The 18,198-nt window shown below is 42.2% G+C and carries 13 protein-coding genes; 5 read left to right on the top strand and 8 right to left on the bottom strand.

Going from position 1 to position 18,198, the window contains the following annotated elements:
• Positions 1 to 45: 45 nt before the first annotated feature.
• Positions 46 to 759, bottom strand: a complete 714-nt coding sequence (locus G608_RS0112880) for an ABC transporter ATP-binding protein (RefSeq protein ID WP_026496375.1) — start codon at positions 757 to 759, stop codon at positions 46 to 48.
• Positions 760 to 843: 84 nt separating this feature from the next.
• Here G608_RS0112880 and G608_RS0112875 point away from each other — a divergent pair, with 84 nt between their 5' ends.
• On the top strand, positions 844 to 1,359 hold the full coding sequence (locus G608_RS0112875; protein WP_026496374.1) for a zinc-ribbon domain-containing protein: 516 nt from the start codon (positions 844 to 846) through the stop codon (positions 1,357 to 1,359).
• Between the two features lie 108 nt (positions 1,360 to 1,467).
• Positions 1,468 to 3,354 (top strand): putative bifunctional diguanylate cyclase/phosphodiesterase, encoded by a 1,887-nt coding sequence (locus G608_RS22560; protein WP_051209320.1) that lies wholly within the window; start codon positions 1,468 to 1,470, stop codon positions 3,352 to 3,354.
• Positions 3,355 to 3,415: 61 nt separating this feature from the next.
• Here the strand turns inward: G608_RS22560 and G608_RS0112860 are convergent, their stop codons facing one another.
• Together G608_RS0112860 and G608_RS0112855 are read right to left on the bottom strand one after the other, a co-directional pair.
• Positions 3,416 to 4,588, bottom strand: coding sequence for a DUF3048 domain-containing protein (locus G608_RS0112860; protein ID WP_026496372.1), 1,173 nt, complete (start codon positions 4,586 to 4,588; stop codon positions 3,416 to 3,418).
• 117 nt (positions 4,589 to 4,705) lie between these two features.
• Complete coding sequence (locus G608_RS0112855) at positions 4,706 to 5,776, bottom strand: GGDEF domain-containing protein (RefSeq protein ID WP_026496371.1); 1,071 nt, start codon at positions 5,774 to 5,776, stop codon at positions 4,706 to 4,708.
• An 80-nt stretch (positions 5,777 to 5,856) separates the two neighbouring features.
• Between G608_RS0112855 and G608_RS0112850 the strand changes: the two genes are divergently transcribed.
• The gene (locus tag G608_RS0112850; protein ID WP_051209319.1) at positions 5,857 to 6,807 is read left to right on the top strand and encodes a phospho-N-acetylmuramoyl-pentapeptide-transferase; all 951 of its coding nucleotides are present in this window, start codon (positions 5,857 to 5,859) and stop codon (positions 6,805 to 6,807) included.
• A 13-nt stretch (positions 6,808 to 6,820) separates the two neighbouring features.
• Here G608_RS0112850 and G608_RS0112845 read toward each other — a convergent pair whose 3' ends face one another.
• Positions 6,821 to 8,506 carry a putative bifunctional diguanylate cyclase/phosphodiesterase gene (locus tag G608_RS0112845; RefSeq protein ID WP_207637695.1) on the bottom strand — a complete coding sequence of 562 codons (1,686 nt, stop codon included), beginning with the start codon at positions 8,504 to 8,506 and terminating at the stop codon, positions 6,821 to 6,823.
• Between the two features lie 209 nt (positions 8,507 to 8,715).
• On the opposite strand from G608_RS0112845, the gene G608_RS0112840 reads away from it, so the two are divergent.
• Entirely contained in the window at positions 8,716 to 12,222 is a 3,507-nt protein-coding gene (locus tag G608_RS0112840) for a glycosyl hydrolase 115 family protein (protein WP_026496368.1), read from the top strand.
• Here G608_RS0112840 and G608_RS0112835 read toward each other — a convergent pair.
• Entirely contained in the window at positions 12,219 to 13,514 is a 1,296-nt protein-coding gene (locus G608_RS0112835; RefSeq protein WP_026496367.1) for a PilZ domain-containing protein, read from the bottom strand. The two genes, G608_RS0112840 and G608_RS0112835, sit on opposite strands and share 4 nt — an antisense overlap.
• 196 nt (positions 13,515 to 13,710) lie before the next feature.
• Between G608_RS0112835 and G608_RS22555 the strand changes: the two genes are divergently transcribed.
• Complete coding sequence (locus G608_RS22555) at positions 13,711 to 14,730, top strand: hypothetical protein (RefSeq protein ID WP_051209317.1); 1,020 nt, start codon at positions 13,711 to 13,713, stop codon at positions 14,728 to 14,730.
• A gap of 63 nt (positions 14,731 to 14,793) precedes the next feature.
• Here the strand turns inward: G608_RS22555 and G608_RS0112825 are convergent, their stop codons facing one another.
• The 3 genes from G608_RS0112825 to G608_RS0112815 form a co-directional block, all read right to left on the bottom strand.
• The gene (locus G608_RS0112825; protein WP_026496366.1) at positions 14,794 to 15,291 is read right to left on the bottom strand and encodes a QueT transporter family protein; all 498 of its coding nucleotides are present in this window, start codon (positions 15,289 to 15,291) and stop codon (positions 14,794 to 14,796) included.
• 118 nt (positions 15,292 to 15,409) lie between these two features.
• Positions 15,410 to 16,549 (bottom strand): DegT/DnrJ/EryC1/StrS family aminotransferase, encoded by a 1,140-nt coding sequence (locus tag G608_RS0112820; RefSeq protein WP_026496365.1) that lies wholly within the window; start codon positions 16,547 to 16,549, stop codon positions 15,410 to 15,412.
• Positions 16,546 to 18,099, bottom strand: coding sequence for a glycosyltransferase family 4 protein (locus tag G608_RS0112815; RefSeq protein ID WP_026496364.1), 1,554 nt, complete (start codon positions 18,097 to 18,099; stop codon positions 16,546 to 16,548). The genes G608_RS0112820 and G608_RS0112815 overlap by 4 nt, the downstream gene beginning before the upstream one ends.
• Positions 18,100 to 18,198: the final 99 nt, after the last annotated feature.

Genomic DNA, 18,198 nt, shown 5'->3' with positions numbered 1-18,198 from the left:
AGCGTAAGTACACTTGCCGGGACCTTATTGAAAAACACTTTATAGCTACCAGGAAAGGTCAGTTGCTTTTGCAACATGTTCATTAGTGATTATTCTATCAATCTGACCATCTTTTATTTTTATAATTCGATTGGCCATTTTAGCTATCTCATTATTGTGTGTGACCATTACAACTGTGGTGCCCTGAGATCTGACAATGTCTTCAAAAACGGTCAGAATCTCGATGCTAGTAGTAAAATCAAGCGCTGCTGTAGGCTCATCTGCAAGGATAAGTCTTGGTCTTTTGGCAATAGCCCTTGCTATCGAAACTCTCTGCTGCTGTCCGCCGCTTAGCTGAGAGGGATAATTATCGGCTCTGTCTGTTAGACCTACAAGCTTTAACGCCTCATCGGAATCCATTGAATTCGGAAGGAGCTCTGCTATAAAGTCCACATTTTCTTTAGCGGTTAAATTTGGCATCAGATGATAATCCTGGAAAACAAAGCCTATGAAATTCCGTCTGTACGCAGTAAGCTCCTGGCTTGTGGGATTGGAGTAATCCTTTCCGTCGATAAAAAGACTGCCATCTGACATGTGATCCATGCCTCCAATGATGTTCAGAATGGTAGTCTTGCCGCAACCGCTTTCGCCAAGTATAACTACGAACTCTTTTTCATAAATTTCAAGGCTAATATTCTTCAGGGCTTCAAGCCTGTTGTCACCTGATTTAAAGGAGCGGGTGACGTTTTTTAATGAGACAATAATGTTTCCGTCCGACATATCTTTAATATAGCATATTTGCGTAAAATCGTGTATTATTATAGGGATGCAAAAGCATTAAAATACGTTTGGGAGGTATATGGTATGAAGTTTTGTACAAATTGTGGAGAGAGCTTAGAGGAGGATGCTCAGGTATGCCCTAAGTGTGGAACACCGGTTGGAGCAGCAAATGCTACACCCAATCCCGCACCCGGAGTGGCACCTAATATGCAGCAGCCTTATGCAGCACCCGGATATCAGCCGGTATATGTAGTTGATCCTTCAGATCACACAGGAGAGATGGATCCTGCAGATATAGCAGAGAACAAGATCCTTGCTATTGCTATTTATGTTCTTAGCTGGGCAGGAATGATCATTGCTTTACTTGCAGCAAAGGATTCTAAGTTTGTTGGTTTCCATCTTCGTGAGGTTTTAAGACTCTTAGTTCTTGAGTCACTTGTAACTATTGTTGCACTTGCTCTTTGCTGGACAATCATTGTTCCTATCGTAGCCGGTGTATTTGGTCTGGTCCTTTTTGTAGTTCAGATTATCGGTTTTGTAAATGCTTGTAACGGTAAGGCTAAGGAATTACCTATTGTTCATGCATTTAAGTTCCTGTAATTCGAAAAAATAAAAACGATATAAAAAAAATCTGAAAAAATCGGTGAACTGATGGTTCGCCGATTTTTTTGTGTATAATGATAATATACGCGAAGTGGGAGATTATCCATGATTACACTGCTGAGTTTTGGAATCTTAGCCATAGGTATTCTTGCAATTAGGGCGAGAAGTATCAGCCGTAGTGTAGGAAAGCTATGGATAGATATGGAAATCATTGTCACAATTTTATATATCCTTTTAGTATGGGGAAGTGATTTTGTAAAGAGATTCGTACCGTTAAGCGACGGCAGGATACATGTTTTCAATATATCCGCATTTACCCTGGCGCTTACGTCGTATCTTTTGTTTGCAATGAAAATTACCATTGGTCTCGTGCGCGCAAAGGAGAAAAGGCCTCTACTTTCTATTTTTCCCTGCGTGCTTCAAATGATTTTCTTACTTGTTATCAATCCGATCAATCATGTGGCTTATTATCCTGAGGTAAGAGGAGAAGTCACTTTAGAAAAGTTAACATTTATTTTCGTATCCACAGTAATACTTCTTGCTTATGTGATAATGACAGCATATCTGGTAATCAGACACAGAAGACGACTGGGAGTACTTGCTTCGTCAACTATTGTTGCGATTGTAGTGCTTGTCTTTTGTATCACGGCGCTGAATTACAGAATATCCGATTTTAAATTCATGGGAGCTGTGTTTGCTACCTTTGTAACCTTCAATCTGATAATGCTGTATATTGTGGACAATCCCGTAGATCCCAAGATAGGTATTTATAAGTCAGAAGCCTTCTTCAGGGCAGTAGAGGAAGATTTGGCGCTTAATCCCGATACAAATTATCAGCTTTGTGTTCTGGATATCAGAAATTTCCAGGACGTAAACGAGAGGTTTGGATTTGAACGCGGTGATGATATCCTCATAAGAGTGGCGGCTGCCATGAGAAAAAGCTTTTCCTGGGAGGTTGAGCTTGGATATCTTGGAGAGGACAATTTCGTAGGGCTTTTCCCTGAAGGCACTTACTGGATGCTGCAGGGGATTCTGTCACTGGATGAAATGTATCCCGGAGAGAATATGGATTACAACCTTTCTCTATATTCCGGCGTGTATAAGATTAAGGACAGGACAATGAATCCTATCCTTATGTGTGACAGAGCCCGGTTTGCGATGCAGTCTATAAGGTATGACTATGATAAGCATGAATGCGTATATGATATGAGTCAGGATCATGCCTTCGAGATGCAGGCATATATGCTTCATAACTGCGAAAGAGCAATCCATGAGAATGCATTTGTGCCTTATTTCCAGCCAATCTATGATGCAAATACCAAGCAGATATGTAGCGCAGAGGCGCTGGTTCGCTGGAAGGACAAGCAGTATGGCCTTATTAGCCCTGGGGATTTTATTCCTCTATTTGAGAAAAACGGCTTTATCAATAAGCTGGATGTCTATGTATGGGAGCAGGTTTGCAAATATATAGCTGAGTGGAGGAAGGAAGGAATTCTGGTACCTCCGGTATCGGTAAATATTTCAAGACGTGACCTTCAGATGGATAATCTGTATGAGGTAATAGTGGACCTTATAAAGAAGTACCATTTATCTCCGCTTGATATAAAGCTTGAGATCACTGAGAGTGCATTCGTTGCGGATAACCAGAGATTCTTTAAAACTATTGAAGTTCTTAAGGAAGTGGGCTTTAGAATCCTTATGGATGACTTTGGATCCGGGTATTCAAGTTTTAATACCTTCAAGGATGCTCATGTGGATGTTCTTAAAGCAGACATGCACTTCATGGATGGAATAGAGAGCTCAGATAAGGGCAAGATAGTTATAAATACGATTGTAGAGATGGCCAGACAATTGGATATGCCAATTGTAGTAGAGGGCGTAGAAACCGAAGGCCAGTATGAATATGTAAAGGGAATAGGCTGCGACATGATTCAGGGATATTACTTCTCCCGTCCTGTTCCTCCTGAAAAATTCAAAGAGATGATCAAATAATAAAAACCTCCGATGGATACCACCGGAGGTTTTTATAGTCATTTATTCAGATGTTTCTGATTTACTCGATTACAAGAGTATCCCATGTATCAGCAGGAACGAGAGCGATGTAGGTCTTACCGTTGTTGATTTCAAGCTCGTTAGCCTGTGAATCGAAGTACTGAGTCTTGTTCAGCTCACCAACCTTGGTCCATACGATATCTGTAGCCTTACCGTTTGTGCAGTAGTAACCGGGCTGGTTGATATCGATACAGTTGTAGATCAGATAACCGTGATCATCAAGCTGATTGAAGGTACACTTCTGAAGAATAACGTTCTTGAATGAAAGAGGTGCGCTATCCTCTGCATCGAGGTGCTGCTTACCATATTCATAGTACTCATATTCTTTAGTTGACTCGTTGTAAACAAGCTTTGAAGTGTTGTGTGTAAATGATGCGATGTCAATTGTTGTAGCATCAAGGCACTTAGCATAGCCCTTGTTCTCGAGGTTAACTTCGTTACCCCATGTTGTGAAGTTGAAGTGGTTCTCCTTAACGCCCTCAGGTGTGAACTCGTTGTAGGTTGTTGAGAATCCGCTGCTGGAGAAGTTGTTCTCAAGATCTCCGGGAAGGATGTACTCTGTATACTCACGGCTCTTACCGTTATCTACACGAGAGAATGTTCCTGAGAAGTGGTTTGTACCCCATTCCTTAGCAAGGTAAGGATTGATGTGAACAGCAGGACCGCCATCGTGGCAAAGAACTGCGTTCCACTCAGCTGCAAGGATGATGTTTGTAGGTCTTGTACTTCTGATAGAACCCATCTGCTTGATTGATGCCCAATCCTTTACGAGGCACATAAGACGTGTGATACGGCCGTTCTGAGTACTGTTCATCATCTCATATACAACATCTGCTTCAGATGTTCCGTAGTGGGGAAGAGCGATTGATTCGTTATCAACCATAACAGCGATAGGACGCTGATCCTTAAGTGCTTCATCTATAGGCTCACCTGTGAGCTCACTGAGATACATTCCTGCAGGAACCTCAGCAGCTACTACGGGCTCTTCTTCGGCTACGACTTCTTCTTCGACACTTTCCTCTGAAGATGCATCGCTTGATGTAGTATCTTCAATTGTCTCCCATGAAAGTCCCTCTGAAGCGTCTTCTGTTTCAGTAGACTTGCTGCAACCAACAGCAGCTGTGAGCATTACTGATGTAAGAACAATGCTCATAAATCTCTTATTTAACTTCATAATATAATCCTCCTTATTATGCGGCGTAAGAAAACGCCTTTACCATTTTAACAGAAAAGGTCATTCTGAAAAAGTCCAAATTAACAATTCCGCAATAATTAAATATAGAAAGTGCTTTTATGAGAACTCTCTTCTTTTTGCTGCGGCAGCATCAATAAGGAGGCGCAGATCCTCTTCATCACGAGGTGTTCCGTGGGAATATCCGCTGTTGCTGTGCACGGGGATTTCAGTTTCCGGAATCTTAAGTGTTGCTATGCTACGCTCAAATCTTGACAGCTTTTGCATTGCGACATCAACGTCAACATCCTGAAGAATAATCAGGAAGGAGTCATCACCATATCTGTAGGCTGCATTTTCTGTAAGATATTTACTTACAAGATCGCCGATATTACTAAGAATTTCATTACCTGTCTTTGTGCCGTAGGTTTCGTTTATGGATGCGAAATCATCAATATCAAGCATGATTACTATTATGGGATGATTCTGATAAGAGGTAAAATCATCGCGAAGAGCATATCTGCTCTTTAAATTGGTTGTGGCATCATGAACGGGAAGATTTTGCATCATCTCATTCATAGTCTCTATTCTGTGAATTCGCTCAAGCTCAGTAGCCTGGGTGCGATATTTACGGATTGAACCTGCGGTAGTAAGAAAGGTAAGTATAATATAGTTGACCAGATTTACTGTAGGAGCACCGTCATAAGCAAACAAAATGCCATAAAATCCGATATATGAGCCAATGATAAGTAAAATAGAACACCAGGGCGGTAAAATCAGAAAGCTGGCTACGCAGAATTCTGTAGCAAAAAAGGCCAGCATCTGTTCACCATGGGAATAATGGTAAAAAGAAGTGAACATGCCAAATGCCAGGATAGAAATGTAATAGGCTATGTAAATAAATCTGTACCTGCTATAGGGCTTGTGTGATTTCCTTAGGGCATAGTTTGTTATAAAAAAGAATAACAAGCTTGTGGAAATAGCATATAAGCACATCAGAAGCACGAAAGGCTCACCGAAGATTCCCTTTTCAAAGAAAATCATGAATATAAAAATAGCGGACTCTAAAATGGACATGAAAAGAGTGAAAGCTCTGTTTGACTGTAAATTGATGTGATAAATACTTTCCCTGATAGATGGGTGAATATAAGGAGCAAAAAGGTCCTTTAGTTTATTTGAAAAAGTTGCCATTATTTAATTCCTTCGCTATTATAATCAGTAAACATGAGTAAAATTATAACATATTATTATAAATATAAAGGAGTTAGTTTATGTTATATGATATTTTATTCGGATATTTTGCGCCGGTTCAGACAGCTGCTATCGCAATGGCAGTAGCATTTTTACTTACCTTCATCACTCTTAATATGAGATTTGGCTTTCTTCCTCAGGATCAGGGCCGCGCTTTTGCTATTAACGGAGCGCTTTCCAAGGGGAAACTTCGAGGCGTTGGCATAGTGTTTGTGATTGATTTTATAATTGCATCCCTGCTGTTCCTTCCGCTTTCCTTTGAGTACATACTGTATCTGGTATTTCTGTTTTTGATGATGCTAAGCGGATATCTTGATGATGCGGCAGAAAAACCCTGGAACGAGTATAAAAAAGGTCTGATCGATCTGGTTATCTCAGTTTTGACCATGGTCACATTCCTAAAGTATAACGGAACGGAAGTGTCCTTTTTCACGCTTCAGTTCAATATCCCCTATGTGGTTTATTTCATCCTTGGGGTGATCCTGATATGGATTGCGGTTAATGTTACAAACTGCTCTGACGGAGTTGACGGTCTTTGCGGATCGCTGGTAATTGTAACTGTAATGTCATTTGCTTTCCTGTTTTCTGAAAATCTTGGAAGTATGGCAACCGCAGGCCAGATACTTTGCGCTGTGCTTCTGGCATATTTGTACTTTAACTGTTCACCCAGCAGCATGCTTATGGGAGATGCGGGTTCAAGAGCGCTGGGATTTTTTATCGCGATACTTGCCATGAAGTCAGGACACCCTTTTGCTTACCTTATTTTGTCAATCGTGCTGATAATTGATGGCGGCCTTGGACTTATCAAGGTGTCACTTATTCGTTTTTGCAAAATTCATATCATGAACAATATTCGCACACCTATTCATGATCATGTTCGTAAAAATATGGAATGGTCAGATACCCAGGTTGTGATTAGATTTGTAATTTTGCAGATAGTAGCAAGCATAATTTTTGCGGCATTGAAATAATGCCGCAAATTTTTTATACATCATATTTTTTTGTCTGTAAGCGTTTTTCGAATTCTGTTTTTTCAAGGGGCTTATCAAAATAAAAGCCCTGTACCAGATCGCAGCCCACTCTGTGGAGAAGGTCTATCTGATCCTTTCTTTCAACTCCCTCTGTTATTACCTCGATATCGAGCTCCTTTGCCATTCGGATAATGTTTCTTAGAATGGTCTCATCGCGGGAGGTCAGAACCTCGGCATCTATGAAGGACTTGTCGATTTTTATGGTATTGACCGGCAGGTCTCTCAAAATTCCAAGGGATGAATAGCCGGTACCGAAATCATCTATGGAGCTGGCGATATGCATGCCCTTCAGCTTATGGAGGAAATCGGTAATAAGTCCCTTTTCCTTTGAAGTGGCAGTCTCTGTTACCTCTATCTGAATATAATCAAGATCAATATCGTATTTATGAATTATCTTAAGTATCTGCTCCGCCAGATGCTCGTCTGTAAGATCGCTTCTTGAAAAATTGACTGATACAGGAACAGGATCCATTCCGTGATCAATCCATTCTCTGAGGGTGCGACAAACATCCTCAATAACATATATATCAAGACCTACAGAATAGCTGTTTCTTTCAAGAACGGGAACAAACTCTGCGGGATAGACATATTCGCCTTTACACAGCCAGCGGGAGAGGGCTTCAGCACCTACAAGCTCGCCTGTCTGGGTATTTACCTTGGGCTGGTAATAAATCTTAAATTCCCTTTGTGAAAGTCCTTCTTCAAAACGGTCTTCAATCTGCTTTTCGCGGTAAACCCTTGTGCTCATCTCCTTTGTTACAAAGAGGAAGGGCTCATTGGATAAGGATCTTGCAACGCTGCAGGCTATGGAGCTTCTGCCAATAACCTGTCCGGGATTTTTTACTGAGTCGTCGATATCAAAAACTCCCGCAACTGCGCTGATGGTAATGGGAACCTTTGCTCCGTCCTTGATTCCGAAGGTTTCTGTTTTTTGTAAAAGATTAAGGAAAGCTTCGGTTTTTTCTTTCCTGATAAGCGCAACGAAATTGTCGCCACCAAGGTGACCTATGATCTCATCCTCTGAGGTGAACTCTAAAAGTACCCGGGAATATCTGACTATGATATTGTCTGTTTCCTCGGGGCCGTAGCGCCTGTTTATAAGACCAAAGCCGCGAAGATTAAAGTAATAGGAATTATATTTTTTAAGCTCTCCCGCCAGCATTTTCTGCGTGGCAAAGGAAAGGAAGCCTCCTGAATTGGGAAGTCCTGTTAGATACTGGGTAAGAACACTTCTCTGAACAAGCTCAACAAGCCTGCATCTGCCGATGTGAATTAGAAATACCTTCATGATCGAAAGCAGAACCTGGCGCTCCTCGGGACTCCAGTTGGTACTGATGGGTGCATAAACCTTTGCGGTTATTATCCCGTTCTCAAAAGTCCTGTATGATTCCTCAAGCCATACAATCTCGGCTTCGGTATCATCAGAAATCTCACCCTCGTAAACAGATAAATGGCGCACCTCACCTGTAGGGGTTTGACGCGTTTCGGGGATATTCATATCCAATGTAATACGAGTGATACTATAGGCAGGAGCAATCTCGTCGAATGCTTCCTGAGCGGAATCGACAGAGTTCTCAGTGCTTGAAAGCACCTGAATAAATCGGTCAAGTAAGATGTAATTCTGCATGTTTTCGCCCATTTTCTGATATGAAAATACTTCACTATCGGTACAATCTTTATTTTGCAACAAATGAACCACTAAAACAAGCATTTATTTTTCTTAATTGTTTCATTGGCATTTTATACAATTAATTATGAAAATTTCGTAAAATTGCTATAGCACATAATTATAAAAAATTGGTAAAATAGATTATATGCTTGACTAAAAATCTCACGAGGGGGATAAGGATGGGGATAACAATCAGGCAGTACTCATCGGTTGTGGTGACAATCAGCGAGCGCGAATCAGAAGCAGTCAAAATTGCGGTATCGAATCTGATCCGGGACTTTAAACGTGTGCTACAAATTAATACTGAAGCTGCAGATCCGGACTGCCAGAGAGTACTGGTAGGAACGGTTGGCGTGTGTGATGACTTGGAAGAGGAAGATCTTACAGGCCTTTTCAGCACGTCCGGAAGAAGGCGCAAGGAAGCCTATGTAATACGCGACAGGCGCGGAATGCTGGTCATAGCAGGATCAGATAAGCGCGGAACAATCTATGGTATCTATGAATTTTGCAGAACCATTCTTGGGGTATCACCCTGGTATTTCATGGCGGATGTGCCGGTTAAACCAAAGATGGAAGTGATGCTTCCGGATGATTATCATGTTTCCGATCATCCAAGCATTGAGTACCGCGGAATTTTTATTAACGACGAGGAAGAGCTGGAACAGTGGGTTCAGCGTTATATCGGCGAGACTACCATAGGCGTCAGGACCTATGAAAAAATATTTGAGCTTATGCTAAGGCTTAGGCTTAATTACATATGGCCTGCCATGCATGTGAACTCCTTTAATGCCGACAAACAGAATGGTGCTCTTGCTAACAAGATGGGCATAGTAGTGGGTTCCTCCCACTGCGACATGCTGATGCGCAGCAACAATAAGGAGTGGAGACCATGGCTTGAGAAAAAGGGCTACAGCGATGTCAGATATGATATCACTGCCTCAGATAAAAGCCGTGACGCAATAATCGAATATTGGCGTGAGAGTGTTGAACAGAATAAGGACTATGAGGTTACCTATACTCTCGGAATGCGCGGAATTCACGATTCGGGCTTTGAGACCGTTGCCCTTTCGGGACTTCAGGGGGATGACCTCCTTAGAGGAAAGATAGAGCTTTTAGAGGATGTAATGGAAATCCAGCAGGAGATTCTTGATACAACCTTAGATTATAAGCCCATGCGTATTTTCGTTCCCTACAAGGAAGTTCTTGAATTATATGATAACGGATTACATGTTCCGGATGATTATACCCTTATATGGGTTAATGATAATTACGGTCATGTCAGAAGATATCCTAATGAGGAAGAGAAGAGACGCCCCGGCGGAAACGGTATTTATTATCACAATTCCTATTGGGCACCGCCAGGACAGTCATATCTTTTCATCTGTTCCGTGCCCCTTGCTCAGACCCGTAACGAGCTGAAAAAGGCATACGAGGAGGGAATCAGAAAGCTCTGGGTAACAAACTTTGGTGCGATAAAACCCCTTGAGCAGCAGATTACCTACTATGCCCAGCTGGCATGGGATATAGGAAAAGAAAACACTATCTGCGGTGATGAGGTGCAATTCCTTGCCCAGTGGATAGATGAGACCTTCAGCGGAAGACATGGAAAGAAGCTGGCTCCCCTTTTGGTTGAGTTTGACCAGCTTACCAATGTGCGCAAGGTCGAGCAGATGGATGTGGATGCTTTTTCACAGACTGCTTATACAGACGAGGCGGTAAGCAGAATTCACCGCTATGAATATATGTTTAAAACAGGAAACCGTATCTACCATTCTCTTCCGGACAACGAGAAGGATGCGTTTTTCCAGCTTATACTTATGAAAATTCACGCCGCATATTATACCTATACCATGTATTATTATGCGGACAGAAGTAACCTCTGCATGAGACAGGGTAAGACCCACAGTGCCGCCGATTATACGGAAAAAGCGCTGTCCTTTGACCATGCAAGAAGAGGTATGCTTTACTTCTACAACCATGTTATGGCAAACGGAAAATGGGATGGAATACTTACCCCTGAGGATTTTCCGCCGCCGCGAACTGCCATGTATCCGGCCTGCAAGCCTCCCCTTGAGAAGGCAGCGGACCATCTGATAATCACCTGTCAGAACGATGACAGTGCCATTACCTTTGTTAAGCCCGTTGAAAAGTGGTTTGAAATTGCAAATGCCGGCGAGAATGAAATCGTGGTAACGGTTGATCTGCCGGGATGGCTCAGAATTGCTGAGGATAGCATAGTAGGCTTTGAGGGTCATGGCGACATCAGAATAAAGGGCGAAGAAAGAATCCTTCTTGAGGTAGACTGGGAATCCGTTCCGGAAATGATTACCCAGATGTCCGAAAGGGGCGATGTTAAGCCTGAGGATAAGATAGTTTCCATCAAGGATGAAATACATATCATGGCTCTCATGACAGGTGAAAGCTGTGTTATACCTGTAGAGATCAGACTTTTCAGAGGCATAACTCTTCTTGGACAAAACAATATTGTCTTCCCTCCGCACATGGAGGATGACGGAATGCTCCGAATCGAGGCCGACATGGTAAGGGATCTTTCCGGTGCATGGATTCGCATTCCGAACCTTGGAAGAAACAGAGGATCTCTTGTAGAAGCAAGAATGGAGAGGGCAACTCTTACCTATGAGGTAACGGTTACCAGTGAGGGTGCGTTCCTTTTGGAGCTTCACAGATTCCCGTCTCTTAATGCCATGGGCAGGATTAGAATAGGAGTATCCGTGGATGAAAATCCTGCGGAGCTGATAGAATCCGAGTCCATCGATGAGTATAAGGGTGATTGGAAGAATAACGTAAGAAATAATGTGGATAAGCTTTATCTGCGTCTTCCAAACATAAAGGCCGGTGCCCACAGAATTATATTCCACGCAGTGGACAAGTATTTTGCGTTCTCAAGATTTGTTATTTATACAAAGGAGAGAAGAGAAAATACACTTGGAATCAGAGGCGGCGATCTGCGCCTTCCCCTTTCCTTTGATGCTGCGGGATTTTCATGGGATTTCTATGGTAAGGAAGCTTATGAGCTGCCGCCAAGACCCGTATACTATGCCCTGAGAAAGCAGAAGGGCGATGGAATCGGTGAACATATGGAATTCCTCAGTCATTATGGAACACCTATCCCGGCTTCCGAGATCCTTGCTCAGGGACTTCACCCCATGCAGGAAAAGGATGGAAGAATTCTCATAGAAGCAGCTTCTGCCCTTTGCGGATCCAAGGCTGCATATACTGAGAGTGATCTTTGGGATTACTGTAATTCGCCCTCCCACGGGGAGACAGGCCTTGCAATGTATATAAGAGATGAGGCGGCGCTTGAGAATTTCCACAAGACAAAATGGGGCGGTACAAGTGCCATAAAAAAAGCCCCTTCACTTCACTATGTATTTGAAGCAAGGGGAGGAACCTACCGTATATGGGCTAGGGTTCTTATGTGGGATGCTGCAAAATCGCACTTCACAATAGGCATTGATGACAAGATATACTCAGAGCAGGACCTTTACGGTGGCCAGGGAATCTGGAGATTCTCAGCTGAGAACATCTGGCGCTGGGTACCTCTGGTGGATGTGAAGCTTCGAAACGGAAGACATACCCTTAGATATTATGCTATGTCAGCCGGCATCCGTGTAGAGCAGTTCTTTATAACATCTACAGATGGAATGCCGCCGGCAATGGCTTAAAATTCACTTTTATTTATTCTCTCGAGATCAATGATATCAGCTATCTGCTCGGGAGTCAGGAAGCCATCTTCTTTGTTTCCTTTTATGAAGAGGCTTTCATCAACGGCATTGCCCTTCTGATTGAAATATCCATCAAATTCAGAGGGAGCAGCGCTCTTTAGATGAACCTTTGAATTATTTGCATTAGCTGCATTTGCAAGAGAACGGGCAGGATCGTAAGAGCTTGCCTGTTTTTTTGCGGCTGCGGAAGGAGCTGCGGACTCAGGCTTTTGCGTAGCAGTCTGCGCTTGTTTTGGCTCCTGATTTGCTTTTGCCTTTGAGGGAGTCCTGTCTTCTATAGACTGGAGCTCTGCCAGATCATTCGGATCAACAAGCTGTTCAATGGACAGTGATCCCTGCCTTGCAGAAGAATCTGAAGCAGGAGTCTTATCCTTTCGATTATCTGCTATCTCGGGTATATTATGAGCATCAGCAACACGGCTTGCTCTTGATCTTATGATTTCATTTTCTCCGCGCTCAGGAATAAGATCTGCGGCATCATCCGGTGACAGAAGCTGCTCGGCAAGACGCCTTGTAATATCATCAGACTCGGCAGCAGGAATCGGAGGAACATAGTTAACAGGAATCTTATCTCCCGATGCTACGGCCTCATCAGATGACTGAGAATAATTCAGAATATCATTAATCTTAATGCCGGCTTTCTCTTTCTTTTTATTACTTATAAGCGTAACAAGATCAGCACCCATAGAATCAAGGGTACAACCGATCGCCAGCTGATTATCAAGTGTGAAAACTCTTACGACGGTGGCCTCGCAGGCATAGAAATGGAAGTAGTTCGGATCATATCTGAAGGAAGCCGTGATATGGTCGCCTACTCTGCACACAGCGTCATTATCCAGAATGAATGCAATTCCCTTCATGGAGATATCATATACAAGTGCATTTCTGATATCGCCTTCTTTACCGATTCGAATAACACCAAGCTTATCGATGTCGTAGCGTTCAGCCTGTCTTCTGTTGATCACAAGACCATCCTCAGGACATCTTATAAGGTGGTACTTACCGTATTTTGTTTCTACAGGACCGATGGATTTTGATTCAAACTGATAGCTTCTGCCGTCTCTTTTGTTGACTGCGATTATTTTGCAGGGTTCACGAAACGTGAGATCATGATCAAAATAAGTTAAAGACTCAACTAACAGGCCGTCTCGAACACCGATGGCAGCCTTGGTTATGAGAAGAATCCCATGTCCGTTAATACTAGCGTGAATTTTTATTTTGGAATCTTTCATTACGTCACTGAGTTTCATAAAAATATTATACCACAATGCTAATAAAAAAAGAGCGAAATGACGATATAAGAATCAGAAGCTGGGCAGAGCTTATATAGTTATGCCCGGTTTCTTTTTTTACCAGAAAAGTAATTCTCAAAATGGGCATAGCTTAGTTAAGTGTTGTGTTTTTTTCATTTAATATGGAGGGATGCTTATGAGAATTGCCAGTAGCAACATCAATTTGGTTTCGGAGAGAAAGTATGTGTCACGCTCCGAATTCCGCATGGAGAAAGGGATGACTTCCATCAGTAACAAAAGTGAAGGGGTAGCGGATTTCAAGGATGTGCTGTTTACCAATTATAATGCAGACGGTGAATTTGCCGTGATGAGTGATACGCCTGTGGATAAGAAGGTATCGGAGATAGATGAGCTCAGGCGGCAGATAGTAGAAAAGCTGTTAAACATTATGCAGATATTGTTTGGAGGCGGTGAAGGAAAAAACAATAAAATGAACGAGTACATGAAGGAGTTAACCGCAAAAATGAATGGCGGCTCCTATCAGCTTATGAGCGTTACTACAGCAACCTACACCCACATTGAAGAGGAGCATACAGCCTTTGAAGCCCAGGGAACTGCCATGACAGCGGATGGGAGAGAGCTTCATTTTGGAATAAATGTATCCATGACAAGTAAATTCTGTGAGTCCATCGGAATAACTCATATGCAGCCTGCAGAGCTTATCGATCCCCTGGTAATAAATGTCGGCAGCGGAGTGACCAGCGTATCGGATCAGTCCTTTGTGTTTGATCTGGACGCAGACGGCACAGAAGATAAAATAAGAAGACTTGATTCAGGAAGCGGCTTCCTTTCTTATGACAGAAACGGTGACGGTGTTATAAATAATGGAACAGAGCTCTTTGGGGCAAGAACCGGCGATGGCTTTGCAGAGCTGGCAGAATTCGATAAGGATAATAACGACTGGATAGATGAAGCTGATGAAATCTATGAAAAGCTCAGGGTCTGGTGCCATGATGAAAACGGAAATGAAACACTTATGACACTGAAGGAAGCGGATGTAGGAGCAATCTATCTTGGAAAAGCAGATACGCAGTTTACATCAAGAGGAAATGATTTCATGATAAATGCCCAGTTCAGATCAAGCGGAGTCTTTTTAAAAGAGTCCACAGGAGAAGCGGGGGTAGTGCATCAGATAGATATGGCAAAGATATCGTAGACATGAAAAAGCGGCGGATTTGATTATTTTAATCCGCCGCTTTTTTGACTCATGAATATAATATTAGTTTGCAGCTTCAGCGCTGAAAATATACTTGCGAACAGGCATAAGAGCTGTGATCAGGATTGATCCGCAGATAACACATGCAAGAATCTCTCCGGCAGCAACTGTAACCATAAAGAACGGAATGGTACCTTCCATACCATACGCAAACTTAAGTACAAAAGGAATAATAAGTGCGTTTGAGATAACAGGCGGAAGTGTTACAAGGAATCTGTGATTCTTAAGCTTGTAAGAAACTACCGCAGCTATTGCTGTAGCAAGTGTTCCAAAAATGATGTCCGGAAGTGCACAGCCTGTAAGTACGTTACTAAGGAAGCATCCGATGATAACGCCCGGAACAGCAGCAGGTGTGAAAAATGGAAGTACGCAAAGTGCTTCGGATACGCGGAACTGAATAGCACCGCTTGCAAGGTTGACTGTTGCTACCATCATGGTAAGCACAACATAGATAGCAGCGATAATGGCTGCCTGAGTCATAAATAATACATTCTTTTTCATTTCTTTCTCCTTTAGGTTTTTGCGAGTGGGAAGGAAGATCTGTTAAACAGATCGTAAACACTCGTATTAAAAATGTAGCGTATGCTAATATAACACCACACCGAATTAATAGCAAGCACTATTTTGCAGGGTTAAGTACTATGTCTATTATTTTATCCTGGCTCTCCTGCGGCATAGCCTCGAAGATCGGAAGCACAAGAACTTTCTTTGAAAGATCTCTCGCGATATCAAGATTGCAGTTCTTGTATTTGTTTTTAAAGCAGGCCTGATCTGATGTAATAGGATGAAAATACTTTCTTGAGAAAATATTATTTGCTCTCAGCTTTTCATAAAGGAAATCTCTGGTTTGTCCATAGCTTTCTTCAATAACAATCGGATAGTAGGCGTAATTTTTTGAAGAATCAGCTCTCTGAGTAAGAAAGCTTATTCCCTTAGCGGATGCAAGAGCATCGTCATATCTCTTAGCACATTTTTTTCTTGAAGCTATGGAATCGTCGATGTGCTTAAGATTACAAAGTCCCATTATTGCGCAGAACTCGTTCATTTTTGCATTGGCACCAACCTCTACAACCAGTTCCTCGCCTCTGATGCCAAAGTTTTTCAGGTTATAAAGCTTATCATAGAGAGCAGGGTTTGAGAAAACAGCAGCACCGCCTTCTATGGTGTTGAATACCTTTGTGGCATGGAAACTGAAGATGGATGCATCTCCGAGATTGCCTACTCCGACAGTTTCCTTCTTTTGGCCTGAAGGATCCGCTATGGTTATCCTTTCGCCAAAGGCGTGGGCCGCGTCATATATTACCTTAAGCCCGTATTTATATGCGATATCCTCGATTTTTTCATAATCGCATATATTGCCGTACACGTGGACAGGCATAATGGCCACGGTTTTTTCAGTGATAAGATCCTCGATTTTCGACTCATCAATAGTGCCGTCCTCCGGCTTGATATCACAGAAGATAGGCTCTAATCTGTTTCGTACTATTGCGTGAGTAGTGGAAATAAAGGTAAAGGGCGTAGTGATAACTTCACTCCCCTCAGGAAAACCAAAGGACTGCAGCGTGAGCTCCAGAGACATATGACCGTTTACCATGAGGGATACAAAGGGAACATCAAGATATTCCCTCAGTTTGTTTTCAAGCTCCTGATGGTAATTGCCCATGTTTGTGAGCCAGTGGGAGTCCCAAAGGGGTTTTATTGCTTCAATATATTCTTCATAGGACGGCATGGATGACTGTGTGATATTTATCCTTTTCATTTCTGGGTTCTCCCTATCTCCAGTGCTTTGTCGACTAATTTTTGCATCTGTTCTTTCATATTTACGCCTACGTTACGTTCATTAAAGTGCTGTCTGGCTTTTTGAGATTGTGATGTATAAAACTCAGCATCTGTTATATATCTGTGAGTCAGGGAGACCATCTCGTCATAGCTGTCGCATACAAAGTCTTCTCCCGTAAATGCGCTTACATCACAGTCAGGTAAAGTGATCACGGGAATTCCGTTTGACATGGATCGCAGCGCACCGCCTGATCCGCCTGCACGCTTTGGATTTAGGAAAAGATCGGTTATGCAGACTGTCTGAACGAAATCCTCTCTGTAACCAAGTCTGACGGTATGGGAATCAATACCTTCAGGAAGAGGTAATTCATATTTGCCGATAAGGACAAATGTAACATTATCGTTTTCATTTATGATTCTGTTCATTACATCCTTGAATTCATCCGTTATCTCATCATCGAGCCTGTTGCCGGCAATGACTATTGTAAAGCTGTCGGGGTCTATGCCAAAGGCCTTCTTTGTATATTCTTCTTCCTTTGAGTTTTCTGTAAGAGGAAGCGCCTGCATATTGATAAATAAGGTTTCCTGACCTAGAGAATGTATGTATTTTTCCTCTTCTTCTGCATCGGCATCATTTTTCTGATAAGAAACAAGAAGATGTGCATCTGACACATCATAGTTATTCCCTGCAGGAATGGAGATAAATGTCGACATTGACCGCCATACCAGATCCGTCATTGGAAACCCGCCAAACTGAAGGATAAATTCCGGTCTTTTAATATATAGTTTTCCAATGACATCAAGGATTTTTTCTTTAGTGGAACTATTTAAATCGATCTGGTAGTAATGGATATCCTCATCGTGAAAACGATAGACCTGATCACCCCAATAGGGCATGTAGGTAGGCATAACGATGTCACCTGACCAATAGGCAGATGTGGCATTGGTATCTATGGGTTCGCCTGTGACAATGAGCTGAACCAGATAGCCAAAATATTTCTGTAGATAATAGCAAATAGAAAGAACTATACGGGAGGGAGCGTGCCTTTCGTCAAGGAGCTGCCCTGTGACAACAAAAACAAGCTCGTGATCGCGCTTATCATAAGGGATCATATCGATTGATGCCCCAAGCTTATTTAGAAATCGAGTGGCAATATGTCTGTAGACTTTTCTCCTGAAGGGATAGTCGTCGTTTTTTCCTTCAATAAAACGAAAATATCTGGTCTGGAAAAGAAGAGAGGTTGTCATAGACATATCAAGAGAATCCTTAAGAAGGATGTTCTCAATCTGGACAAGATAAGCTGAATCCATTGTACACAGATAAACTGCAGATAAGAAAAGGATATATAGCTGGACATCATTTTGAAAAGCATTGTCAGCAAGAGAAAGGACTTCTTCTGAGTCCCATTTATTTTCTTTTAATTCCAAAGTAAGAGCTTCAATGTTTTTATCATAGTCGTCGGTGCGATTGGGATAGTTGGAGTTAATAACCAAAATAACCCTGTCACACAATCTTCCGAAGCTTTTCATGTCTTTTCCCCTCATCAAAGAAAGCTTTTGTAAAAGTGTGCATATATTATTATTTATCGACATCCTATGTTCATATTATACCCTTAATTGTGATAAAAT

Source organism: Butyrivibrio sp. WCD3002 (assembly GCF_000424265.1).
Classification (GTDB): domain Bacteria; phylum Bacillota; class Clostridia; order Lachnospirales; family Lachnospiraceae; genus Butyrivibrio.
This window is presented reverse-complemented; position numbering and strand designations above follow the sequence as displayed.